Below are 24525 nucleotides of genomic sequence, written 5' to 3' on the forward strand. Positions count from 1 at the left end.
AAGAAAGTATTTGGGTAGAGCGTTTCAAAAATATGTACAGTAATGCGGTTTTGAAAACGGATTCATAATTGTGTTGTACAGTTGGTTGTAAGGAGAGGGGAAACTATGGCAGAACAGACAGTCCGTGTAACCGTCGATGGTAAAGAATTTTCTGCATCAGGTGAAAAGACGATACTACAATTATTTAACGAGAGTAATTTGGAACATCCTCAAATTTGTCATGTACCAGAAGTAGATCCAATTCAAACTTGTGATACGTGTATTGTAGAAGTAAATGGAAAGTTATTGCGTGCTTGTTCAACGAAATTAGAGAACGGTATGCATATCGAAAGACAGTCCCAGCGTGCAAAAGAGGCACAGACTGAGGCAATGGATCGAATATTAGAGAATCATCTACTGTATTGTACCGTTTGTGATAACAATAATGGTAACTGTAAAGTCCATAATACAGTACATATGATGGGAATTGAGGAACAGAAATATCCGTATGAGCCAAAAGTAAGTGCGTGTGAAGTGGATATGTCACATCCATTTTATCGATATGATCCAAATCAATGTATTGCTTGTGGGCAGTGTGTAGAAGTATGTCAAAACTTACAAGTGAATGAAACTATATCGATTGATTGGAGCTTAGACCGTCCACGTGTTATATGGGACAATGGTGTAAGTATAAATGACTCATCTTGTGTAAGTTGTGGACAGTGTGTAACAGTATGTCCATGTAATGCGTTAATGGAAAAAACAATGCTGGGTGAAGCCGGATTCATGACTGGATTGAAACCAGATGTGTTAGATCCGATGATTGATTTTGTAAAGGATGTAGAGCCTGGATATAGTAGTATTTTAGCAGTTTCAGAAGTAGAGGCTGCGATGCGTAAGACGAAAGTGAATAAAACAAAAACAGTTTGTACATTTTGTGGTGTAGGTTGTTCATTTGAAGTATGGACGAAAGACCGCCACATTTTGAAAGTACAGCCTGTTTCAGATGCGCCGGTTAACGGTATTTCCACATGTGTAAAAGGAAAATTTGGATGGGATTTTGTAAACAGTGAAGATCGTATTACAAAGCCATTAATTCGCCAAGGAGATATGTTTGTTGAAGCTTCATGGGAAGAGGCTCTTGAAGTTGTTGCATCCAATATGCAGCATATTAAATCAGAATATGGAAGTGATGCATTTGGATTTATTTCTTCTTCGAAAGTAACGAATGAAGAAAATTATCTTATGCAAAAACTAGCCCGTCAAATATATGGAACGAATAATGTAGACAACTGTTCCCGTTATTGTCAATCTCCAGCAACAGATGGTTTATTTAAAACTGTCGGTATGGGAGGGGACGCTGGAACAGTGAAGGATATTGCGGAAGCAGGCCTTGTCATTATCGTTGGAGCAAATCCAACAGAAGGACATCCTGTACTTGCAACGCGTGTAAAACGTGCTCATAAATTACATGACCAAAAATTAATTGTGGCGGACCTTCGTAAACATGAAATGGCAGAGCGTGCGGATTTATTCATTCATCCGCGCCAAGGAACTGATTATGTATGGCTCGCTGGTATTACGAAATATATTATTGATCAAGATTGGCACGATAAAAAGTTCATAGCTGAAAATGTGAAGAATTTTGATGAATATAGCAAAATGGTAGAAAAGTATACGCTTGATTATACAGAAGAAATTACGGGGATTTCGAAAGAAAATCTGAAAGAAATGGCTCGTATGGTATATGAAGCAGATGGTACTTGTGTACTTTGGGGAATGGGTGTAACTCAAAATACTGGAGGAAGTACAACTTCAGCAGCAATTTCAAATCTATTGCTTGTTACGGGTAATTATCGTCGTCCTGGTGCAGGAGCATATCCATTACGCGGACATAATAACGTACAAGGCGCTTGTGATATGGCAACATTACCAAACTGGCTTCCAGGTTACCAAGCAGTTTCAGATGATGCGCTCCGTGCGAAATTTGAAAAAGCATACGGTACTACAATTCCGAAAGCACCAGGCTTAAATAATATTGCAATGTTACTTGCGGCAGATGAAGGAAAACTGCGTGGTATGTATGTTATGGGTGAAGAAATGGCTTTAGTAGATTCGAATGCTAACCATGTACAACATATTTTAGCGAATTTAGATTTCCTCGTTGTTCAAGATATGTTCTTATCGAAAACAGCTCGTTTTGCTGATGTTATTTTACCAGCAGCACCAAGCTTAGAAAAAGAGGGAACATTTACGAATACAGAGCGCCGTATTCAAAGATTATATGAAGTATTGAAGCCGCTTGGTGATTCAAAACCAGACTGGTGGATTTTACAAAAAGTAGCTCGTGCACTTGGCGGGGACTGGAATTATGAAAGTCCAAGTGAAATTATGGATGAAATTGCATCGCTTGCACCTTTATACTCTCAGGCCACATACGATCGCTTAGAAGGATGGAATAGTTTATGTTGGGGTAGCCATGATGGTAGTGATACACCACTATTATATGTAGACGGATTTAACTTCCCAGATAAACTAGCTCGATTATCATTAGATGAATGGGTGCCGCCAGTTGTAGCGCCAGATGAGTATGATTTACTTTTAAATAATGGTCGTATGTTAGAACATTTCCATGAAGGGAATATGACGAATAAATCGGCTGGCATTTTATCTAAAGTATCTGAAGTGTTCGTTGAAATCTCACCTGAACTTGCCATAGAGCGCAATGTGAAAGATGGTGGTCTTGTAGAATTAGCATCACCATTTGGGAAAATTAAAGTACAGGCACTTGTTACAGATCGTGTAACGGGGAAAGAGCTATATTTACCGATGCATGCAACGGTAAATGAAGAGGCGATCAATACTTTAACTGGAACGGCGACAGATATTTATACGTGTACACCAGCATACAAACAAACGATGGTAAAGATGCGTGTACTACGTGAGAAAGGGAATCGCCCGTTACCATCTTCAAACCCGAGAGATAAAAAGCGTAATCCGCAAAACGGTGTTGAAATCCAGCAAAAATGGCAAAGAAAACAATACGTATCACTTGTGGACTAGGGGGCGGAGATAGTGGCGAAAGAAATTACTTTAATTAAAAAGAAAGTTGTAACAGAGGAAGAACAGAAACAGCAAGTAGCAGATGAGCTTCTAAATGAGCTATCTAATAATCGTGAAGCAGTAGAAGAAACGATGCAGCTTTTAGCACAGTTGCAGAAGGCTGGTATATTAGATGCGGCGATTAGTTTACTTGCTGCGAAGGAAGATGTTTCAAAAATCGCTGTGGAGCAATTAAATCGTGAACCAGTTAAAAATGCACTCAACAATATGATGGGGGCCGGAGAAGCGTTATCTTCAGTTGACCCAGAAATAACGAAGCAAATTACGTCAAGTTTAGTTACAGGATTGCAATTTGCGACAGACGAATTAAATAGTGGTAAAAAAACAAAAGTGATGGATTTCTTTAAAGTATTAAAAGACCCAGACATCAATAGAGCAATTACATTCGGTTTTAGCTTCTTGAAAGCATTTGGACAAGGGCTAGAGAAAAAATAGAATAAATGAAAAAGTGATGGGAAGTAGCCATCACTTTTTTCATTATATGTATAAGAGTGTTCATGTTAAGCGGAATATATTATTATTAAAAAGATGGATTAGAACTGGAAATATGGAATCCATCTCAAATACCGTTTTAGAATTTGGAGGAATATATGCAACACCGTAAAAAACTATCTATACCAGGAGTAATGAGACATTCCTTTCAAACAGTTAAATTTGCTTTTTGGAATGTATTAACTTTTCAACTTGCTTATAAATTATTAGCAGCGATTGTGTTTGTTCCGCTATTTGGAATTATTTTTAATAAGTTATTGTATTTTGGTGGTTATGCAAATGCGACAAATGATGAATTATTAGCGTTTTTAAAGACGCCTTATGGCATCTTAGCAATCGTAATTTTATCATTGTTAGCACTGTTTCTTATCTTTACGGAATTTGCGGTGCTTATTATTATTTCGTATTTCGCTCATAAAAGACAGAAGGTGAAATTACGTCCGATTTTATATAAAACGGTAACGTATTTACCTACTCTTTTCACATATTGCTTACCAGGATTTATTTTATATGCTGTCGTATTGTTGCCTCTTTTAAATATGGGATATGAAACGGCATTAATCCCGCAAATTCAAATTCCTAACTTTATTACAGGAGAACTGTTTAAGACAACGATGGGGCAAGTTGGTTATTACACGTTCTTTGCTGTAGTCGCGTATTTGAATCTTCGATGGATTTTCGTTCTACCTATTGTTGTTTTAGAGCAAAAATCATTTCGCGTGGCAGCACGTAAAAGTGCAAATTTAGTAAAGGAAAGCTTTTTTAAAGTACTACTCTTTTTAGTAGGATTTTTTATTTCAATTGGAATTGTATATGTCGTATTTTTGGGAATATATTTATTGTGCCTATGGGGTGTTTATGAATTTACAAACCCGAAAGGAACATTTGCATTATTAGCTGAATCAACGATTTCTGTATTTTTAACGAGCACATTGTATTTATTCAGCTTTATCGTGACGCCATTTTATATTATGGCGATTACGCGATTATACTTACAAAAGGTACCGGTTGAAGATGTTTTATTAGAAGAAGGATTAGATTATTCGAAAACGAAAGCAGATAAATGTTTCTTCCAAAAACATCGTTGGAAATTCATTGGCGTATACATTGTAGGGATTATTACTGCGGGAATGGTCGTTGCCTTCATTGTAACGTTTATTTCAAATTCGTATAAAGAACCGATTATTATGGCGCACCGCGGGTATATATCAAAAGGCGTAGAAAATACGAAAGAAGCTGTGCAAGGTGCTATTGATGCAAAAGCAGACTACGCTGAAATAGATGTATTACAAACGAAAGACGGTGAACTAGCGGTTATACATGATTTGAAGCTGAAACGTCTCGCAAATGCAAATGTGCATGTGTCAGATTTAACGATGGCTGAGTTAAGGCAGCTTACCCTTAGTCAAGATGGACTTTCAGGACAAATAAGTACACTTGATGAAATCATTAAGCTAGCAAATGGCAAAATCAAACTTAATATAGAAGTGAAGCTTCATGGGGGCGAAAAAGACTTTGTAAACAAAGTCTTAAAAACGATTAAAGATAATGAATTTGAGAAGCAATGTGTAATTCAAACGTTACATTATCCGCTTATTAAAGAGTTTAAGCGTGCAAATCCAGATATAAAAGTAGGGTATATATTGTATGCAAGTAGAGCTAACTTAAAGAATGTGAAGGCTGACTTTTACGTAGCAGAAGAATATATGTTAAATAAGAAATTAGTAAAAGAAGCAAGGAAGTTAAACAAACCAATTTACGTATGGACAGTAAATGATATGGAAAATTTAAAGGCATATTATAAGTTAAACGTAGATGGTATCATAACTGATTACCCTGAAGATGCACGTGAAACAATTAAGATGTTAAAAGAGCAAGAAGCGGAAGAAAGTGATCTGTTTGATAAAATTACTGAAACGACAGATGATTTGTTTTTAAAATTATTTATAAGTTACCCAGCTGCTAGCTAAATGCTAGCAGCTGTTTTTTTGTGAAAAGAATATATCTCTAAAGTATTAAGTAAAGTAATAACTGTATATGTATACGTTATCGCTTAGTTTTTTACATTGTTACATTATTGTCAAATAATAAATGATTACTGTTTATTTTGAAGAAGTATAATAAAAATTGAGTGAAAGATAATGGAATGTCACGAAACCCCTAATAGAATCAATGTTTTATATATTTACACTATTCTAAATATATAAACTTTAGAAAAATGATATGTTAGCGTTTTCATAACTTTTAAGTTATGCTAGAATAAGGACATAAGTTATTAATTATTACAAAAAGAAAAAAGAATCTCTTTTTTCTGTTAATTATAAGGGGGCATTTCATTATGCGTATTGGGGTACCAGCAGAAATTAAAAACAACGAAAACCGTGTGGCAATGACACCAGCAGGTGTTGTACATTTAATTCGTAACAATCACGAAGTATTCATTCAAAAGGGTGCAGGTTTAGGATCTGGTTTCACAGACGCTCAATATGTTGAAGCGGGAGCAAAAATTGTTGATACAGCTGAAGAAGCTTGGAACATGGAAATGGTTATGAAAGTTAAAGAACCAATTGAAAGCGAATACAAACACTTCAGTGAAGGCTTAATCTTATTCACATACTTACACTTAGCTCCAGAGCCAGAATTAACAAAAGCGTTAATTGAGAAGAAAGTTGTTGCGATTGCATATGAAACAGTACAATTAGAAAACCGTTCTCTACCATTACTTGCACCTATGAGTGAAGTAGCTGGTCGTATGGCTGCACAAATTGGTGCGCAATTCCTTGAGAAAAACAAAGGCGGTAAAGGTATCTTACTTGCAGGTGTTCCAGGAGTTAAACGTGGTAAAGTAACAATCATCGGTGGTGGACAAGCTGGTACAAATGCTGCTAAAATTGCAGTTGGACTAGGTGCGGATGTAACAATCATCGACTTAAGTGCAGAACGTCTTCGTCAATTAGATGACATTTTCGGAAACCAAGTAAAAACTTTAATGTCTAATCCTTACAATATTGCAGAAGCTGTAAAAGAGTCTGATCTTGTAATCGGTGCAGTATTAATCCCAGGTGCAAAAGCGCCAAAACTTGTAACAGAAGAAATGATTAAATCAATGGAACCAGGTTCTGTTGTTGTAGATATCGCGATTGACCAAGGTGGTATTTTCGAAACAACTGACCGTATTACAACTCATGATAACCCAACTTACGAAAAACACGGCGTTGTTCATTATGCAGTTGCAAACATGCCAGGTGCGGTTCCACGTACATCAACTCTTGCATTAACAAACGTAACAGTACCATATGCAGTACAAATTGCTAACAAAGGCTACAAAGAAGCTTGCCTAGGCAACTCTGCATTACTAAAAGGTATTAACACATTAGATGGCTATGTAACATTTGAAGCAGTTGCAGAAGCTCACGGTGTAGAGTACAAAGGTGCTAAAGAATTATTAGAAGCAGAAACAGTATCTTGCTAATAGAAGCATTATACAAAACAAAATCGAACAATATATAATACAACATGATAAGAGCTAAGAGATAATACCTCTTAGCTCTTCTTAGTAAAAGGGGGCATACATCGTGGCCAACCTATTTAAAAAGAAATCCGTTACGCAATTGTTAGGGGAAAGTAAAAGTAAAACTTTGACGAAAACGCTAGGGGCATTTGACCTAACAATGCTAGGGATTGGTGCGATAATTGGTACAGGAGTTCTAGTATTAACTGGATTAGTAGCAGCAAGAGATGCTGGTCCAGCAGTTATTTTTTCATTTATGATTGCAGCAATTGTTTGTGGATTTGCAGCATTATGTTATGCAGAAGTTGCATCTACACTTCCTGTTTCAGGTAGTGTGTACACATATTCGTATGCAACAATTGGTGAGTTTGTTGCTCATTTAATGGGATGGACATTGTTATCCGTATATGTCGTAACGACTGCCGCAGTAGCTGGCGGATGGACGGGTTATTTCAATAATTTAGTGAGTGGACTGGGACTTGAAATTCCGAAAGCGTTGCTAACAATTCCAGCGCAAGGTGGTATGGTAAACTTACCAGCAGTTATCGTTACGTTAGTGATAACTTGGTTATTATCACGAGGTACGAAAGAAAGTAAGCGTGTGAATAACATAATGGTATTAATTAAAATTGGTATTGTTGTTTTATTCATTGCAGTTGGTGTATTCTACGTGAAACCAGAAAACTGGATACCATTTGCACCTTACGGTTTAAGTGGAGTGTTCGCAGGGGGAGCAGCAGTATTCTTTGCTTTCTTAGGATTTGATGCATTAGCAACTTCTGCTGAAGAAGTAAAAAATCCGCAACGTGATCTACCAATTGGTATTATTGCTTCGTTAGTTATTTGTACAATCATTTATGTTGTAGTTTGTCTCGTTATGACGGGTATGGTTTCTTATAAAGAGCTAGATGTACCGGAAGCGATGGCATATGTGTTAGAGGTTGTAGGACAAGATAAAGTGGCTGGTGTAATTGCTATTGGAGCTGTAATCGGTATTATGGCTGTAATTTTCGCTTACATTTATGCGACAACACGTGTATTCTTCGCAATGAGTCGTGACGGTTTATTACCAAAATCTTTTGCGAAAATTAACAAGAAGACTGAAGCGCCAACATTTTCAGTTTGGTTAACAGGAATTGGTAGTGCTTTAATTGCTGGATTTATCGATTTAAAAGAATTGTCGAATTTAGCGAATATTGGAGCGTTATTAACATTCGCCATGGTTGGTGTAACTGTTATCATTCTTCGTAAAACGCATCCGAAATTACAACGTGGATTTATGGTACCACTTGTACCGATCTTACCGATTATTTCAATTGCATGTTGTCTATTCTTAATGGTAAATTTACCGTTAACAACATGGATATACTTTGGTATTTGGTTAGCGATTGGAGTAGTTGTATACTTTGTTTATTCGAAAAAACATAGTCATTTAAAAGACGATGGAAGTTCGCAGGATAATTTAGAACAAGCTAATTAAAGGGATATAAACACAGTAAGCCTTGTGCGTCTAGGGAGCGCGCAAGGCTTTTTCTTTTGTTGAAATAAAGGGAACATATATTACTTTGTTGAATTTTTATGTCGGAATATGAAAAAAGGGTGTGCGAATTGTACATCCTTTTTTGTATGAGAATATAGAGGATGCGGAAAATATGTATATGCCTTACTAAAATGTGAACGAAATGTTCATAAAAAAAATTCAGATTTCATTGACACATATGAGTAGGCGCTCATATAATAAGAGTATAAGATATATGAATGATTGTTCATATGTTCAATTAAAGAGGTGAGCTATAATGGCTGGAAATAAAGTAGAAACACCACAAGAGACATGTTCTCAAACGATAATTCATGAAGAAGTTGTTGAGCAAGTAAAACAAACAATTCCAACTGATGAAAGTTTAAGTAAAGTAGCAGAACTATTTAAAGTATTAGGTGACCGTACACGTACGAGAATATTACATGCGCTATTTGAAGCTGAAATGTGCGTTTGTGATTTAGCTTATTTATTAGGAATGACACAATCATCTATTTCGCATCAGCTTCGTGTGTTAAAGCAAGCGAAACTTGTGAAGAATCGTAAAGAAGGAAAGGTTGTTTATTATTCGTTAGCTGACCAGCACGTAATTCATATCTTCGAGCAAGCGTTTGAACACGTAAACGAAGAAGAATAAAAAGAACGCGAGGAGGGAGAACGATGGCTGAAGCGTTAGTGAAAAAGAAACTGATGTTAGAAGGTTTAGATTGTGCGAATTGTGCAATGAAAATTGAAAAAGGTGTTGGGAATATAGAAGGAGTAAATTCTTGCTCTGTAAACTTCGCAACAAAGACAATGATCTTAGAAACAGCACAAAATAAAGAAAACGAAGTTGTTACGGAAGCAAAACAACTCGTTACAAAATTAGAACCGCATATTAAAGTGCAAGAAGAGCAAAAAAATAAAATTGCTAAAGAAGTATTTATATTAGAAGGTTTAGATTGCGCGAACTGTGCAATGAAAATTGAAAATAAAGTGAAGGAAATGCCAGCTGTCTCAGAAGCAACTGTTGATTTCGTATCGAAGAAACTACGAGTAGAAGTTGCGAATAAAAGAGAACTAGAAGCAACTGTAGCAAATATAACAAATGTCGTTCAAAAGTTAGAGCCAGATGTGAAAGTTGTTCGTGAAGAGAAGAACGGTCATGACCACGGACATAGTCACGATCATGGTGAAGCAAACGTGAAAAAGATGGTAGGGAGATTAGTGGTCGGCGGAATTTTGACAGCAATTGCTGCATTAGCGAGCTTACCACAAATGGTAACAATTCCGTTATTCGTCCTTGCTTATTTATTAATAGGTGGAGATATCGTTTGGAGAGCGGTAAGAAACATAACTCGCGGCCAAGTATTTGATGAAAACTTCTTAATGGCAATTGCAACTGTAGGAGCCTTTGCAATTCAGCAATATTCAGAAGCCGTAGCAGTAATGCTATTTTATCAAGTAGGAGAACTATTCCAAAGCATTGCGGTAAACCGCTCTCGAAAATCAATTACTTCATTAATGGATATTCGTCCTGATTATGCGAATGTAAAGATTGGGAATGAAACGAAACAAGTATCACCAGAAGATGTACAAATTGGCGATTATATTATCGTTAAGCCAGGTGAGAAAGTACCATTAGACGGAAAAGTAATTGAAGGAACATCAATGGTAGATACTTCAGCATTAACTGGTGAATCTGTACCACGTGAAGTTGAAGTTGGAAATGATGTATTAAGTGGCTTTGTGAACCAAAACGGTGTATTAACAATTGAAGTTACAAAAGAGTTTGGTGAATCAACTGTATCGAAAATTTTAGATTTAGTTCAAAATGCAAGCAGTAAAAAAGCACCAACAGAAAACTTTATTACGAAGTTTGCGCGTTACTACACTCCAGTTGTAGTTATTACAGCGGCGATCATGGCGTTTATTCCACCGCTTATTTTAGAAGGAGCTACATTCTCTGAGTGGATTTATAGAGCTTTAGTGTTCTTAGTAATCTCTTGTCCATGTGCGTTAGTTGTATCCATTCCTCTTGGATTCTTTGGAGGTATCGGTGGTGCATCTAAAAGTGGTGTGTTAGTAAAAGGTAGTAACTATTTAGAAGCTTTAAATGATGTAAAATATATTGTTTTTGACAAAACAGGAACATTAACAAAAGGTGTTTTCAAAGTTACAAAAATGGAACCGAGCGAAGGTACTACAAGCGAAGAGTTATTAGAGTATGCGGCATTTGCTGAAGTGTATTCTAACCATCCAATTGCCCAATCTATTCGAAAGGCATATGGAAAATCAATTGATGAAAAAATAATCGATGATTATAACGAAATTTCTGGTCACGGTACAGTCGTAAAAGTACAAGGAAAAGAAATTTTTGCAGGTAATGCAAAATTAATGAGAAAAGAAAATATTGAATTTAAACAACCAGAAACAGTAGGTACATTAGTTCACGTTGCTGTAGATGGAAAATATGCAGGTTATATTGTTATTTCTGATGAGGTGAAAGAGGATTCGAAACAAGCGATTCAAAAGTTAAAAGAACTAGGTATTAAAAAGACAGTAATGTTAACTGGTGATGCAAAAACAGTTGGTGAAGCTGTCGGTAAAGAATTAGGCTTAGATGAAGTTCATGCGGAATTACTACCGCAACAAAAAGTAGAAGAGATTGAAAAAATTGATGCAGCGAAGCATGGAAAAGAAAAAATTGCCTTCGTTGGTGACGGTATTAACGATACACCAGTATTAGCCCGTGCAGACGTTGGTATTGCGATGGGTGGTTTAGGATCAGATGCAGCAATTGAAGCGGCAGACATCGTTATTATGACTGATGAGCCTTCAAAAATTGCGACAGCTGTAAAAATTGCAAAACGCACAAGAAGTATAGTGTGGCAAAATATCATCTTTGCTTTAGGTGTAAAAGGGATCGTTCTATTACTTGGTGCCTTTGGTATTGCAACAATGTGGGAAGCTGTTTTCTCAGATGTTGGTGTGACACTACTTGCAGTGTTAAATGCAATGCGTGTATTACGAGTGAAAGATTTATAAAAAAGAGGACGCAACCTGCGTCCTCTTTTTTATTAGTGATTTTGTTGAAATTGATTCAATAAAATAATATCAAATATTATTTTACTTTTAAATAGTATAATATTAAAATTTACAAATAAAAAACATTCGTCTTATTATTTTAATATATTTTTTACAAATATCCATATAGTATTGAAAAAAACAGAGAAGGAGAAACTTCTCTGTTTACTTTTGTATGTTTTTTTCAACTTGTTCTCGAACAGTTTGAATGTAATTCATTTTATGATCCCAACATTCTTGGCTTAAATCGACAGGATACTCTTCGGGATTTAAAGTTCGCATGTATTCTTCCCAAAATAGAGCGAGACTCTGTTCATTATATTGTTGAATATCTAATATACTTGGTAGTTCATATGTTCTTTCACCGTTAACGAAAATGTCTTTATGGAGTTCACGGGCTTCAAAGTTTGTTACGAATTTACTTATATATGTGTGAACTGGATGGAACATTTTTAAGCGCTCTTCTTTTTCAGGTTCTTCAGAATCTAACGCAATATAATCGCCTTCTGCATGATCGTTAACCCGATTGATAATACGATAAATTCGTTTCAGTCCTGGAGTGGTAATTTTTTCAGGATTAGATGAAATTTTAATCGTATCATTTAATTTTCCGTCAGTATCTTCAATCGCAACAAGTTTGTAAACAGCCCCTAATGCAGGTTGCTCAAAGGACGTAATTAATTTCGTCCCAACGCCCCATACGTCAATTTTTGCTCCTTGAGATTTAAGGTGCATAATTGTGTATTCATCTAAATCGCTAGAAGCGATAATTTTTGTATTTGTAAACCCTGATTCATCTAGTAGTTTTCGTGCCTTTTTCGATAAATAAGCCATATCACCACTATCAAGACGTATACCATAGAAATCAATACGATCCCCAAATTCTTTTGCAACACGAATTGCATTTGGAACACCAGATTTCAATGTGTCATATGTATCAACGAGAAATACGCACTTTTTATGAGTTTCAGCGTATTTCTTAAATGCGACGTATTCATCGCGATATGCTTGAACGAACGAGTGCGCATGTGTGCCAGCTACAGGGATCCCAAAGCGTTTCCCAGCACGAACATTGCTTGTAGAGGAGAAACCACCAATAAAGGCAGCACGCGTCCCCCAAAGGGCAGCGTCGAACTCGTGGGCACGTCTTGTGCCGAACTCTAAAAGCTCATCATTATTTGCAGCATGTTTCATACGGGCTGCTTTTGTTGCAATTAATGTTTGGTAATTCACAATATTTAAGAGAGCGGTTTCAATAATTTGTGCTTCACCGAGTGGTGCATCAACGCGTAATAAAGGCTCGTTATTAAATACAACTTCACCTTCTTGCATACTACGAATCGTCCCAGTGAATTTCATATTTTGTAAATAATGAAGGAATTCTTCTTCAAATTGTAATTCTGCTAAATAAGCGATATCGCTTTCAGTAAAGCTGAAATTTTCTATGTACTCTACAATTTTCTCAAGGCCAGCAAAAACAGCATAACCGTTCTCGAATGGAAGCTTTCGAAAGTATAAATCAAACACGGAACGGCGATTATGAATACCATCTTTCCAATATGTATAAGCCATGTTGATTTGATATAGGTCTGTATGTAAGGCATAACTATCGTCTTTATAATGAGTCATCGCGAGAACACCTCCATAATTTGGTTATAGTATACCAATTTTTCACCATTCGTAGCAAAGAAGAGATATTGAAGTGAAGTCAAGAGAGAAAAAAATGAAATTATGCATATTTTTTAGAAAATTTATATTTATCAATTTATATTTCTCCGAATTTTATGTATTATTAGAGTAATGGGGTAATGAGAATGGAGGAGGACAATGCAACAAACATTAGAAAAAATAGGCAAACAAGTCTTTTATAAACGGCTTCAGCAAAAAATGACACAAGAAGAATTATGTCAGGGCATTTGTTCTGTCTCATACTTAAGTAAGATTGAAAATGGAAAGATCGAAGCATCAGAAGAAATTCTACAATTGCTCTGCACAAGACTAGAAATTGCCGTGACGGATTTGAGAGATGTAGAAGAAGATGTGAAGGGGAAGCTGGATGAATGGCTGAATGCACTAGTTCATTTGGACAAGCAACAAGTAGAACGTATATATGAAGAGTTACAAGGTGAAATGAAGCATGTGTTGGATTTTGAAATTATAAATTATTATAAACTGCTGTATACACGTTATTTAATTATGAAAAGGGATATTTCTGCACTCGAAGAAGAATTAGATAAGTTGAAGAAGGTATATAAAAAATATTCTCCATTTCAGAAGTTGTTATATATGTATGGTAGAGGATTATTGTGCTGTTTACAGTATAGATGGAAGGATGGGCTAGATTACTTATTAAAAACAGAAGTAATGGCCAAAGAACAAGGGTATCATGAAACAGGCTTGTATTATAATATAGCGCTTGCATATACTCATTTAGATATTCATCATCTTGCAATTCATTTTGTAAATATGGCATTAGAAGGATTTCGTAGTGAATATAAGTTTAGAAACATAATTAATTGCCAAATCCTTATTGCGGTAAGTTATACAGAAAAAGGTCAGTATGAAGAAGCTTTAAAAATGTATGAGAGTATATTGAGAGAGGCCACATCTTTTGCTGATAAGGATGTACTATTAGCTATTACTTTAAGTAATATGGGAAGTATCTATTATAAAAAAGGCAAATATCAGCAAGCGAAAAAATATTATTTAGATAGTCTACAACTTCAAAAACAAATAGATTTAAACTATTTAGATACAATATACGAAATGGCATTAGTATGCATTAAATTAGAAGAATTGGAAGAGGCAAGGACATTAATTGATAAGGGAATTGATGCAGCAAAACAGGAAGAGAGATTTAATGCAAAATTATATTTGCTTTTAATGCTTAGATATAAATATTTTGAAGAAGCAAAAGATTATAAAGCATTTTTGGAAAATGAGGCTATCCCGTTGTATAAATCTGCAGGAAATAAAATAGAATTAAAGAAAGTATACGTTGAACTAGCAGAACATTTTTCCAGTTTATCGAGATTTGAAGAAAGTAATCGATATTATAGGTTAGTTATTGATTTAATGAATGATAATAAGGAGGAATAAACATGAAAAAGATGGTATTTGGAGTATTGGCGTTTATATTGACTCTTACAGTTGCTGGAGGAATACATCAATATAGCAGTAAACCTGATATTGTTGGTCAACAAGCTAAAACTGTTGAACAAGTTAATTTATAATCTCCACCCTTTCCAATCGGAAAGGGTTTTTTCAATATTTGTTCCTCAAAATTCTACAAAACTTGAGAAATAAATTAATTGAATTTTTAGTATATTAATAGTGGAAACATAATGCTAATATGAAACTACTCTTTTTCAAAAAAATTTTTATTAGGGGGAAGGTTCATGAAAAAGAAAAGTTTAGCGTTAGTGTTAGCGACAGGAATGGCAGTTACAACGTTTGGAGGGACAGGCTCTGCATTTGCGGATTCTAAAAATGTACTCTCTACGAAGAAGTACAATGAGACAGTACAGTCACCTGAGTTTATTTCTGGTGATTTAACTGGAGCGACTGGTAAGAAAGCAGAATCTGTTGTGTTTGATTACTTAAACGCAGCAAAAGGTGATTACAAGCTAGGGGAAAAGAGTGCGCAAGATTCTTTCAAAGTGAAACAAGTGAAGAAAGATGCTGTAACTGATTCAACAGTAGTACGTATGCAACAAGTTTACGAAGGAGTACCTGTATGGGGTTCTACTCAAGTAGCTCACGTAAGTAAAGACGGTTCTTTAAAAGTATTGTCTGGAACAGTTGCACCTGATTTAGACAAAAAGGAAAAGTTAAAAAATAAAAATAAGATTGAAGGCGCAAAAGCAATTGAAATCGCGCAGCAAGATTTAGGGGTAACACCGAAATATGAGGTAGAACCAAAAGCGGACTTATATGTATATCAAAATGGTGAAGAAACAACATATGCATATGTTGTAAATCTAAATTTCTTAGATCCAAGTCCAGGAAACTACTACTATTTCATTGAAGCAGACAGCGGTAAAGTATTAAATAAATATAATAAATTGGATCATGTAGCAAATGAAGATAAATCACCAATTAAGCAAGAGGCTCCTAAACAGGATGCGAAAGCAGTAGTAAAACCTGTAACAGGAACAAATAAAGTAGGAACTGGTAAAGGTGTATTAGGAGATACGAAATCACTCAATACAACATTATCTGGCTCATCTTACTACTTACAAGATAATACGCGCGGAGCAACGATTTTCACATATGATGCGAAAAATCGTACTACATTGCCAGGAACTTTATGGTTAGATGCAGATAATGTTTTCAATGCAGCGTATGATGCAGCGGCAGTAGATGCTCATTACTATGCAGGTAAAACATATGATTATTATAAAGCTACATTTAATAGAAACTCTATTAATGATGCAGGGGCACCGTTAAAATCAACAGTTCATTACGGAAGTAAGTATAATAATGCATTCTGGAACGGCTCACAAATGGTATACGGAGATGGAGATGGTGTAACATTCACTTCATTATCTGGTGGAATTGACGTAATTGGTCACGAATTAACGCATGCTGTTACGGAAAATAGCTCGGACTTAATTTATCAAAATGAATCAGGAGCGTTAAATGAAGCGATTTCTGATATCTTTGGTACTTTAGTAGAATTCTATGATAACCGTAACCCAGATTGGGAGATTGGTGAAGATATTTACACGCCTGGTAAAGCAGGAGATGCGCTTCGCTCTATGAGTGATCCAGCGAAATATGGTGACCCAGACCATTATTCTAAGCGTTACACTGGTACTAGTGATAACGGTGGGGTTCATACAAACAGTGGTATCATTAACAAACAAGCTTATTTATTAGCAAATGGTGGTACGCATTCGGGTGTAACTGTAACGGGCATTGGTAAAGATAAGTTAGGTGCAATTTATTACCGTGCAAATACACAATATTTCACGCAATCTACTACATTTAGCCAAGCTCGTGCTGGTGCAGTACAAGCTGCAGCGGATTTATATGGTGCTAGCTCTGCAGAAGTAAATGCAGTGAAGCAATCATTTAGTGCTGTTGGTGTAAATTAAGGATTTAAGGGACAGCTATTAATAAAATACTTCAAAAATAAAGAAGGAGCATAGGCTCCTTCTTTATTTTTTTCTCCATTTTTTCCACAAATAGAACAATCCAATGCAACCTGCGATTGTTACAATCCACTTCGCTTCATTTGTTCCGTTCATAACATGATATGCCGAATATACTTCAATCAATAATGCCGGTATTTTACCTATTGTACTGGCAATACTGAAGGAGAGTAATGACATTTTCCCTAGAGCTGCAAATAAAGTCACGATACTTGATGGGATGAAAGGTATCAATCGAAACGATAGAACGAGTAGAAAGGCCTCTCTACCTTGTACATAAAGAAGACGCTCTACCTTTGGGTACTTATTTACTTTATCGTGAGTGAACTTTTGAAGGCCCATGCGGTAAATATAAAACGAGATAATAGCCCCTAAGGCCTCACCTGCGATCGAAATGATTGTGCCATTTGTTACACCGAAGAGCTGTATATTAATGGCGGTTAAAAAAATACTAGGGATAAAACCTAAAAGACTAATGATGATGTTAATTAAGATACTAAGTGGAATTGCGATTGAATAGTATTCTGTTAAGAAATTTTGAATCGTTTCAGCCATTGTTTAAAATCCTTTATCTTTTTTTGCATTACACCATATTTCGTTTGTATAGGCAAGGGTAAATTTACATAATGTAGAAAAACGTTGATAAGAAGGGGTCTTTATACCTTATATAGGTATTGGGTATATAAAAACAGGGGTATCTTAAATTATTTTGAAAAACACTATAAAAACCTTTATATAAAAGAGTTCTATAGTTATATTATCAGTGTTTTCATATGGGAAATAATCATAAAATATAGGGGGTATATATTATAAAAGTAGAAAAATAGAGGGTTGATGAAATTGCGCGGGTAAATATGGAAAAATAGATGGAAAAAATGAAAACTGATAGATTTTTTCGTTGTGAAATTGACTTTTAGTGAAGTTGCGATAATAATCATGAAAGAGGTGATATGATGAAACGAATAAGTAGTCTTTTCTTGAGTGGTTTATTGGCACTAATGCTGATCTTAAGTGGATGTGCAGGAAAAGAACAAAAAACAGAGAAACAAACAGGGAATCAATCGACATCAGTAGAAAAAATTAGTGATAATATTTTAGATGAAATGGAAGGGCCACCTAAAAATGGTCATACGATTGAAAGACATGTAGGCAAATCAGAAGAAGATTTGAAGAATCGCTTGAAGACAGATAAAGTATCAGCAGCAAGTACATACTATGACAAGGAAATAGCAACGAAAGCTGTAAAAGATAGTTTGAAGCAGCATGATAAGGAAATTCAAGACTGGTTAAAAAATTCTAAAGAGGCTCGTCTCGTATTAAATACAACACATTCATTCCCGGTTGGAAAAACGGTAATAAAGAAAAATATGAGTGTAAAAGACAAGTTGGTAAAAACTGTTACTGTTTTAGCAAGAGATAAGTCAGGAGAATTAGGGTTTAAGATTATTACTTCTTATCCATCTGATAAATAAGAAGGGGGAGTACATTATGTATACGACATTACAATACTTTCTTAAATCGTACTGTACGTTAAGTATTCATGAGGATGAAATAGTAAGCGTGATGGAAGAGTTTATTGAACAAGAAGACGAAGAAATCGTTTTGAAATTACGTGATGAATTAATAAATATGAAGAAAAAGAACGTGTGGGAAGAGGCGTGTGTATTAGCTGCGAAGGAAGGGAATCGTATGTGGTCTTTAGAAGAAACGAAAGACCATCTTGAAACTTTTTTACTATTACTGCAAAAGAAAAAGGCGTGATTAAATCACGCCTTTTTCTTTATGCTATTCGGTTGATATTATCTATTCTTTTGGAGCGCTTTTATATACGCTTTTTGAAATTTGTCCATTTGATATTACTGCCCCGTTTTGTGTTACTTTTTTATACGTAACCGCTGTGATTTTATCACTAGTCCTACTAATTACTTGAGAAGAAACTTCAACATTTTTACCAGTATTTGTACCGAAAATGCGTGTAGTAATACTACCTCCATTTGAAAATGCTTGAATATAAATATGATTGCCCGTATTATTTTTAAATTTTAAATCTGGACCATAATCTGCTACTGCTGCATCTTGCCCAAGTGGTAAATAATTTACCGGCATAGAATGATTGCTTCGAGAAACAATGCCTAAATCTGCCCTTAAAGCTGCGCTGTATAAAGTACTACTGACTTGGCAAACTCCTCCGCCTGCACTTTGTATTACTTTACCTTGTGAATATACTGCTGCAGATTTATAACCATGTGCAGCATCAGTTACGCCAACGCGGCCGTTAAAACTAAACGTTTCATCAGGTGCGATAATAACCCCACTTAAAGTATTGGCTGACTTATTTACGTTAAATGATTGATTTCCGTTACGGCCGGCCATTGGAGTAGAATATTCAGCGATGACTTCTTTAATACCCATTTTCTGTATGTCTTCTGTAGAACGTTCTGGTTTTATAAATGTAACTGGCAATGTAACATCTGATTTACCAGTAGTAATAGCTTCGTTTGTTAAACCGTTTAGTTTCCCTTTATCAATTTTTTCTCCGTTTTGGCTTTGACTAACATTTACTGTTGAGCCTTCAATACTCAATTCTGCATTAACAGGATTTTTTAATGTTTCATTATATTTATCTTTTATAAAGGTTTCATAAGCTGTTGCATTTAATTGTGGTGTTAATTTATAGTCACGTTTTAATTCACCGTTTTCAGCTTGCTTACGCATTTTGTAACGATTCATTACGTTTCCTTCTTGTTCTTTGAAGATTTTGTCAATAATATCTTTCTCTTTATAATTTATCCCTAAATCTTTCCATGTGTAAGTTTGTTTATCGTTTTGGAATATGTAGGTAAGGGATTTTTGATCTAACTCATTTACCTTTTTATTAATAATTGCTTGAATATCTTTCTTATTTTTTCCTTCGAGAGAAATACCTTCAAATGTAGTATTTGGTAATGCAGTAGTATCTAATTGATTATTTAATTTGGATACATATTGATATCCCCCAACACCGCCTACACAAAGTAATATGCCCCCAGCAATTGCAGAACCAATCAGTATTTTACTTAGCTTCATGTATTTCCCCCCAGAAATTTATGTATAAATATATGTATTACATTTTTTGTATAAAAATGATGAAAATAACATTATGTACGTACTAGTATACTATTATTTTCACTGTGTGTGTAATGTTTTCATAAAAAATGTTACATCGCTGTAATAATTGTCACTTCTTGTCACAATGTGTATGAAAAATATGTTGAAAAATATAATAAAAAGGCTGTCTAGAAAGATCTAGCAGCCTTTTTATTATAATTTTTTATGTTCATTTTTATTCGTAACACCGAGATGTTTTTGAAGGGTAGTTGAAATAGTATCGACGCTTTTTTCATTTGGAACGTAATAATAAATACCGCCTATATATTTATCTGTACCTTCTACTTGCATTTTTTCCATTTTTAAATTTGAATCCATTGAATTTTTTGTAATTGTCATCATATCATCAAACGTTAAATTGGTTTTTAAATCCTTATCGACAGCGTCTAGTAGGCCACCGATTTTATTAATAGAATTAAGAGATAGTGCCTTTTCAGCAATGGCCTCTAATACAAGCTGTTGTCGTTGGCCACGCATATAATCACTATCGATATGACGAGTTCTAGCTAGTGCCAGTGCCTCTTCTCCATTTAAATGTTGACGTCCTTTTTTTAGATGAATTGCATCTGCTTCATCTTTACTATTTTGCTCTGTGAACTCAACTGGAACGTCCACAGTAATACCACCAAGAGAATCAACAATTTTGATAAAGGATTTAAAGTTGAATTTTACATAATAATCAACTGGAACATCTAAAAAGTTCTCTACCGTATCAATTGTGCTGTCTACACCACCGAATACGTGAGCATGTGTAATTTTATCGTATTTATCACGTGATTTAATGTAGACGCGTGAGTCACGTGGAATGCTTACAAGTTTAACGGATTTATCGTTTTTATTAATTGTTGCAAGTAATAACGCATCTGTTCGAGTTGCTTTTCCATAACCTTTTTCCCTAATTTCACTTTCATCAACACCCATAATAAGTACGGAAATGTTGTCGGTCATAGGTTTAACAGCTTTTTCACGTTTACTGGACTTATCTCCTCGACCTAGTTCAGCATAAGCATTATTTAAGACGGACTTTGCTTTACTGTATATATGGAATGAGTAGCCTCCTGCTCCAAGTGCTACAATTAGTAATGGAATAAGAAGGAACCAAAGTAGGCGTTTTTTCTTTGAGCGTCCTTTTTTGGCTCGCGTATTGTTGTTCATGTCGGATTTCATCATTTTTTCTCCTTTAAAACTATCAAAGTGTATACATTTAGAAGTGTATTCAAACACATAAAAAATATTTTACGCTAAATAAAAGCGATTGTACATGTATAAAAAATAGATGTCTTGATTATTTATAAGACACCTATTCGTTATTGTATACAAAAGATAGGGATAAGAAAATGATAAAATTTTACCTAATTACAACATAATGCTTACGATAATTGCAGATAAAATACTAACGAGAGTAGCTCCATATAGTAATTTAAGGCCAAACCTCGCAACAACGTTTCCTTGTTCTTCGTTTAGTCCTTTTACCGCACCTGAAATAATACCAATGGAAGAAAAATTGGCAAAAGATACAAGGAAAACAGAAATAATACCAACTGTACGGGGAGAAAGGCTATTAGAAATTTTACTGAGGTCCATCATTGCAACAAATTCATTCGTTACAAGCTTCGTTGCCATAATGCTGCCAGCCGCGACAATTTCAGAACTTGGTACACCGATAAGGAATGCGATAGGTGCAAATACATAGCCGATTAATTGTTGGAACGTAATACCGAATATAATGAGGAACAGGTCATTAATACAACTAATTAATGCGACGAATCCGATGAGCATAGCGCCGACAACAATGGCTACACGAAAACCATCAAGAATGTATTCTCCAAGCATTTCAAAAAAGCTTTGTTTTTCACCTTTGATTTCTAAAATATCTTCGTCATCTTTAACGTCGTAAGGGTTAATGATGAGTACGATAATAAAACCGCTAAATAAATTGAGAACGAGTGCAGTTACTACATATTTAGGTTCAATCATTGTCATATAGGCACCTACGATAGACATAGATACGGTTGACATAGCAGAGGCACAAAGTGTATAAAGACGGTGTTTTGGAATTTGAGCTAATTGCTTTTTCACTGTAATAAAAACTTCTGATTGGCCGACAATGGCAGAGGCGATAGCGTTGTAAGATTCTAATTTCCCAAGACCATTTATTTTACTAAGAAAGTACCCGATCCAATGAATAAAAAATGGTAGTATTTTGAAATGTTGTAATATACCAATTAAAACAGAAATAAAGACGATTGGTAATAATACATTAAGGAAAAATGGCATTTCACCTTTATTTGCAAGGCCACCAAATACGAAATTTATTCCATCAGCAGCATACTCGAGTAGCTTGGTAAACAAACTGGAAATGATTCTAATTAGTATGAGGCCGACTTCTGTATTTAGTAGTAAATAGGTTAAAATTAACTGTATAATAAGCATGATAAAAATTGGTTTAAATTTAATATGCTTCTTATTATTGCTAGCAATATAAGCGAGCAAGAAAACAACAATTAGTCCGACGAAAAAAGTAATGAATTTCATGATAAGCCCCCTAAAAGAGATATTCTGCTATATATGTTTTTCATTTCAAGAGAGAATATGCATCTTTGGTAAAGAAAGGAATAGAGAGAGTATGAATATATGTAGAGTGCATCACGTTGCAATTATTTGTTCGAATTATGAGACGTCAAAGGATTTTTATACTAGAATATTAGGATTTAAAGAACTGAATGAAGTATATAGAAAGGAACGAGATTCTTATAAATTAGATTTATGTGTAGGAGAAGAGTATCAAATCGAATTATTTTCATTTCCAAATCCGCCTGAGCGCAAAAGTTTTCCAGAAGCAGCAGGTCTTAGACATTTAGCATTTGCTGTTACAAATATAGAAGAAGCTGTGAAGCATTTAAATCAATGTGGTGTTGAGACCGAATCGATCCGTATTGATGAAATAACGGAGAAGAAATTCGTCTTTTTCCAAGATCCCGATGGTTTACCTTTAGAATTGTATGAGGTTTGAAAATTGGTGGATTTTATATAGAGTTGCTTTCCAATAATTGAAGAAACTAAAGTGAAACTTCTTTTTAAAAGGAGGTGTAACTTTAGCTAAGAAAGCTAAAGGACATATGTGGATATTTTAAAATTATTGATGGTAGTCATTCTTATTGGATTAACAGCATTTTTTGTGGCTGTTGAATTTGCAATTATTAAGGTACGTAGCAGTCGTATTGATCAACTCGTTAGCGAAAAAAGACGAGGTGCACTGGCAGCTAAAAAGGTAACTTCAAATTTAGATGAATATTTATCGGCCTGTCAGCTAGGTATTACAATTACTGCTTTAGGGCTCGGGTGGCTAGGGGAACCAACTATTAAACATTTACTCGAGCCGTTGTTTTTAAAATTAAAATTCTCACCTGCAATTTCCAGTACAGTTTCATTTATTATTGCCTTTGCAGTAATTACATTTTTACATGTTGTCATTGGGGAACTTGCTCCAAAGACATTTGCTATACAAAAAGCAGAACAAGTTAGCTTATTGTTATCGAAACCACTTATTTATTTTTACCGAGTTATGTATCCGTTTATTTGGGCTTTGAATGGTTCAGCGAGGGTTGTAACTGGTTTATTCGGATTACATCCAGCTTCTGAACATGAAGTAGCTCATTCAGAAGAAGAATTAAGGTTAATCTTATCTGAGAGCTATGAGAGCGGAGAGATTAACCAAAGGGAATTTAAATATGTAAATAATATTTTTGAATTTGATAATAGAGTAGCAAAAGAAATTATGGTACCTCGTACGGAAGTTGTAGGCTTATATGAGGACGAACCATTTGAAACACATATTAAAGTAATCGCACAAGAAAAGTACACGAGATATCCTGTATTTGGTGAAGATAAAGATGAAATTATTGGGATGGTTAATGTAAAAGATTTATTTATTCGTTATATGGATGGGAATCGGGACGAGGAGTGCTCGATTATGCCATATACAAGGCCAGTTATTGAAGTGCTAGAAAATATTCCAATTCATGATTTACTATTACAAATGCAAAGAAAACACATTCCATTAGCTGTATTGTATGATGAATATGGTGGTACAGCAGGGATTGTTACACTAGAAGATATTTTAGAAGAAATTGTTGGAGAAATTCGAGATGAATACGATGAAGATGAGAATCCACCTATAGAGCATGTAAGTGAAGGTTATAAAATCGTAGAGGGAAAAGTGCTTATTAGTGAAGTAAATGATTTGCTTGGCATACATTTAATTGCTGATGATGTAGATACAATTGGTGGCTGGATTATGGTACAAAAACAAATCGTTGCTGAAGGAGATGTTATTGAGAAACATGGTTTTTATTTTAAAGTCCTTGAAAAGGATATGCATCAAATTAAACGAGTGGAAATAAGGAAAGTAGAAGAATGATTTTCTGTAAACTTTAATAAAAAGGATATACAGAAAAATAAATGTTTGCGCTTTCAAAAAAGGTGCTATATAGTGAAGGTGGATACTGAAAAAT

19 protein-coding genes are annotated in these 24525 nt (G+C 35.0%); 14 read left to right on the plus strand and 5 right to left on the minus strand.

Annotation, left to right across the window (positions count from 1 at the left end; all coding sequences use genetic code 11):
* Window positions 1-105: 105 nt before the first annotated feature.
* The 7 genes from fdhF to CQ064_RS26355 all read left to right on the plus strand — a co-directional run bounded on the left by fdhF (window position 106) and on the right by CQ064_RS26355 (window position 11669).
* Window positions 106-3042, plus strand: a complete 2937-nt coding sequence (gene fdhF / locus CQ064_RS26320) for a formate dehydrogenase subunit alpha (protein WP_000840670.1) — start codon at window positions 106-108, stop codon at window positions 3040-3042.
* 12 nt (window positions 3043-3054) lie between these two features.
* The gene (locus CQ064_RS26325; RefSeq protein WP_001040526.1) at window positions 3055-3537 is read left to right on the plus strand and encodes a helical membrane plugin domain-containing protein; all 483 of its coding nucleotides are present in this window, start codon (window positions 3055-3057) and stop codon (window positions 3535-3537) included.
* A 155-nt stretch (window positions 3538-3692) separates the two neighbouring features.
* On the plus strand, window positions 3693-5564 hold the full coding sequence (locus tag CQ064_RS26330) for a glycerophosphodiester phosphodiesterase (protein ID WP_001164720.1): 1872 nt from the start codon (window positions 3693-3695) through the stop codon (window positions 5562-5564).
* Window positions 5565-5932: 368 nt separating this feature from the next.
* The gene (gene ald, locus CQ064_RS26335; RefSeq protein WP_001219741.1) at window positions 5933-7066 is read left to right on the plus strand and encodes an alanine dehydrogenase; all 1134 of its coding nucleotides are present in this window, start codon (window positions 5933-5935) and stop codon (window positions 7064-7066) included.
* Between the two features lie 103 nt (window positions 7067-7169).
* The gene (locus tag CQ064_RS26340) at window positions 7170-8585 is read left to right on the plus strand and encodes an amino acid permease (RefSeq protein ID WP_001284897.1); all 1416 of its coding nucleotides are present in this window, start codon (window positions 7170-7172) and stop codon (window positions 8583-8585) included.
* Window positions 8586-8901: 316 nt separating this feature from the next.
* On the plus strand, window positions 8902-9279 hold the full coding sequence (locus CQ064_RS26350) for an ArsR/SmtB family transcription factor (protein ID WP_000918378.1): 378 nt from the start codon (window positions 8902-8904) through the stop codon (window positions 9277-9279).
* Window positions 9280-9302: 23 nt separating this feature from the next.
* Window positions 9303-11669, plus strand: a complete 2367-nt coding sequence (locus tag CQ064_RS26355) for a heavy metal translocating P-type ATPase (RefSeq protein ID WP_000796571.1) — start codon at window positions 9303-9305, stop codon at window positions 11667-11669.
* Window positions 11670-11873: 204 nt separating this feature from the next.
* Here the strand turns inward: CQ064_RS26355 and CQ064_RS26360 are convergent, their stop codons facing one another.
* Window positions 11874-13337 carry a nicotinate phosphoribosyltransferase gene (locus CQ064_RS26360; RefSeq protein ID WP_000150179.1) on the minus strand — a complete coding sequence of 488 codons (1464 nt, stop codon included), beginning with the start codon at window positions 13335-13337 and terminating at the stop codon, window positions 11874-11876.
* A gap of 198 nt (window positions 13338-13535) precedes the next feature.
* Here CQ064_RS26360 and CQ064_RS26365 point away from each other — a divergent pair, with 198 nt between their 5' ends.
* The 3 genes from CQ064_RS26365 (at window position 13536) to CQ064_RS26375 (ending at window position 16807) form a co-directional block, all read left to right on the plus strand.
* A complete protein-coding gene (locus tag CQ064_RS26365) occupies window positions 13536-14807 on the plus strand; it encodes a tetratricopeptide repeat protein (RefSeq protein WP_001187960.1) in 1272 nt (423 codons plus the stop codon).
* Between the two features lie 2 nt (window positions 14808-14809).
* Complete coding sequence (gene nprX / locus CQ064_RS26370; protein WP_000738910.1) at window positions 14810-14941, plus strand: quorum-signaling peptide NprX; 132 nt, start codon at window positions 14810-14812, stop codon at window positions 14939-14941.
* 165 nt (window positions 14942-15106) lie between these two features.
* Window positions 15107-16807, plus strand: coding sequence for a M4 family metallopeptidase (locus CQ064_RS26375; RefSeq protein WP_000730375.1), 1701 nt, complete (start codon window positions 15107-15109; stop codon window positions 16805-16807).
* Between the two features lie 63 nt (window positions 16808-16870).
* On the opposite strand, the gene CQ064_RS26380 is transcribed toward CQ064_RS26375, so the two are convergent.
* A complete protein-coding gene (locus tag CQ064_RS26380) occupies window positions 16871-17419 on the minus strand; it encodes a TVP38/TMEM64 family protein (protein WP_000852216.1) in 549 nt (182 codons plus the stop codon).
* A gap of 398 nt (window positions 17420-17817) precedes the next feature.
* On the opposite strand from CQ064_RS26380, the gene CQ064_RS26385 reads away from it, so the two are divergent.
* Both CQ064_RS26385 and CQ064_RS26390 read left to right on the plus strand, forming a co-directional pair.
* A complete protein-coding gene (locus CQ064_RS26385) occupies window positions 17818-18336 on the plus strand; it encodes an RNase A-like domain-containing lipoprotein (RefSeq protein ID WP_000822703.1) in 519 nt (172 codons plus the stop codon).
* A gap of 16 nt (window positions 18337-18352) precedes the next feature.
* Complete coding sequence (locus tag CQ064_RS26390) at window positions 18353-18625, plus strand: hypothetical protein (RefSeq protein ID WP_000288806.1); 273 nt, start codon at window positions 18353-18355, stop codon at window positions 18623-18625.
* A gap of 42 nt (window positions 18626-18667) precedes the next feature.
* Here the strand turns inward: CQ064_RS26390 and CQ064_RS26395 are convergent, their stop codons facing one another.
* From CQ064_RS26395 to CQ064_RS26405, 3 genes are all read right to left on the minus strand, one after another.
* Window positions 18668-19930 carry a VanW family protein gene (locus tag CQ064_RS26395; RefSeq protein WP_000777368.1) on the minus strand — a complete coding sequence of 421 codons (1263 nt, stop codon included), beginning with the start codon at window positions 19928-19930 and terminating at the stop codon, window positions 18668-18670.
* Between the two features lie 234 nt (window positions 19931-20164).
* Window positions 20165-21181, minus strand: a complete 1017-nt coding sequence (locus CQ064_RS26400; RefSeq protein WP_014481946.1) for an LCP family protein — start codon at window positions 21179-21181, stop codon at window positions 20165-20167.
* Between the two features lie 186 nt (window positions 21182-21367).
* Complete coding sequence (locus CQ064_RS26405) at window positions 21368-22546, minus strand: NupC/NupG family nucleoside CNT transporter (protein WP_000668875.1); 1179 nt, start codon at window positions 22544-22546, stop codon at window positions 21368-21370.
* Between the two features lie 91 nt (window positions 22547-22637).
* On the opposite strand from CQ064_RS26405, the gene gloA2 reads away from it, so the two are divergent.
* Window positions 22638-23024 carry an SMU1112c/YaeR family gloxylase I-like metalloprotein gene (gene gloA2 / locus CQ064_RS26410; RefSeq protein ID WP_001017676.1) on the plus strand — a complete coding sequence of 129 codons (387 nt, stop codon included), beginning with the start codon at window positions 22638-22640 and terminating at the stop codon, window positions 23022-23024.
* A 108-nt stretch (window positions 23025-23132) separates the two neighbouring features.
* Window positions 23133-24431, plus strand: a complete 1299-nt coding sequence (locus CQ064_RS26415) for a hemolysin family protein (protein ID WP_000353315.1) — start codon at window positions 23133-23135, stop codon at window positions 24429-24431.
* Window positions 24432-24525: the final 94 nt, after the last annotated feature.

The sequence above is a fragment of the Bacillus sp. MYb78 genome (genome assembly GCF_002975115.1).
Lineage (GTDB): Bacteria > Bacillota > Bacilli > Bacillales > Bacillaceae_G > Bacillus_A > Bacillus_A cereus.

Coding starts and splice junctions, on each gene's coding strand:
- fdhF (WP_000840670.1), top strand. CDS start 106: ATGGCAGAACAGACAGTCCGTGTAACCGTCGATGGTAAAGAATTTTCT.
- CQ064_RS26330 (WP_001164720.1), top strand. CDS start 3,693: ATGCAACACCGTAAAAAACTATCTATACCAGGAGTAATGAGACATTCC.
- ald (WP_001219741.1), top strand. CDS start 5,933: ATGCGTATTGGGGTACCAGCAGAAATTAAAAACAACGAAAACCGTGTG.
- CQ064_RS26350 (WP_000918378.1), top strand. CDS start 8,902: ATGGCTGGAAATAAAGTAGAAACACCACAAGAGACATGTTCTCAAACG.
- CQ064_RS26355 (WP_000796571.1), top strand. CDS start 9,303: ATGGCTGAAGCGTTAGTGAAAAAGAAACTGATGTTAGAAGGTTTAGAT.
- CQ064_RS26360 (WP_000150179.1), bottom strand. CDS start 13,337: ATGACTCATTATAAAGACGATAGTTATGCCTTACATACAGACCTATAT.
- CQ064_RS26365 (WP_001187960.1), top strand. CDS start 13,536: ATGCAACAAACATTAGAAAAAATAGGCAAACAAGTCTTTTATAAACGG.
- nprX (WP_000738910.1), top strand. CDS start 14,810: ATGAAAAAGATGGTATTTGGAGTATTGGCGTTTATATTGACTCTTACA.
- CQ064_RS26375 (WP_000730375.1), top strand. CDS start 15,107: ATGAAAAAGAAAAGTTTAGCGTTAGTGTTAGCGACAGGAATGGCAGTT.
- CQ064_RS26380 (WP_000852216.1), bottom strand. CDS start 17,419: ATGGCTGAAACGATTCAAAATTTCTTAACAGAATACTATTCAATCGCA.
- CQ064_RS26385 (WP_000822703.1), top strand. CDS start 17,818: ATGAAACGAATAAGTAGTCTTTTCTTGAGTGGTTTATTGGCACTAATG.
- CQ064_RS26390 (WP_000288806.1), top strand. CDS start 18,353: ATGTATACGACATTACAATACTTTCTTAAATCGTACTGTACGTTAAGT.
- CQ064_RS26395 (WP_000777368.1), bottom strand. CDS start 19,930: ATGAAGCTAAGTAAAATACTGATTGGTTCTGCAATTGCTGGGGGCATA.
- CQ064_RS26400 (WP_014481946.1), bottom strand. CDS start 21,181: ATGATGAAATCCGACATGAACAACAATACGCGAGCCAAAAAAGGACGC.
- CQ064_RS26405 (WP_000668875.1), bottom strand. CDS start 22,546: ATGAAATTCATTACTTTTTTCGTCGGACTAATTGTTGTTTTCTTGCTC.
- gloA2 (WP_001017676.1), top strand. CDS start 22,638: ATGAATATATGTAGAGTGCATCACGTTGCAATTATTTGTTCGAATTAT.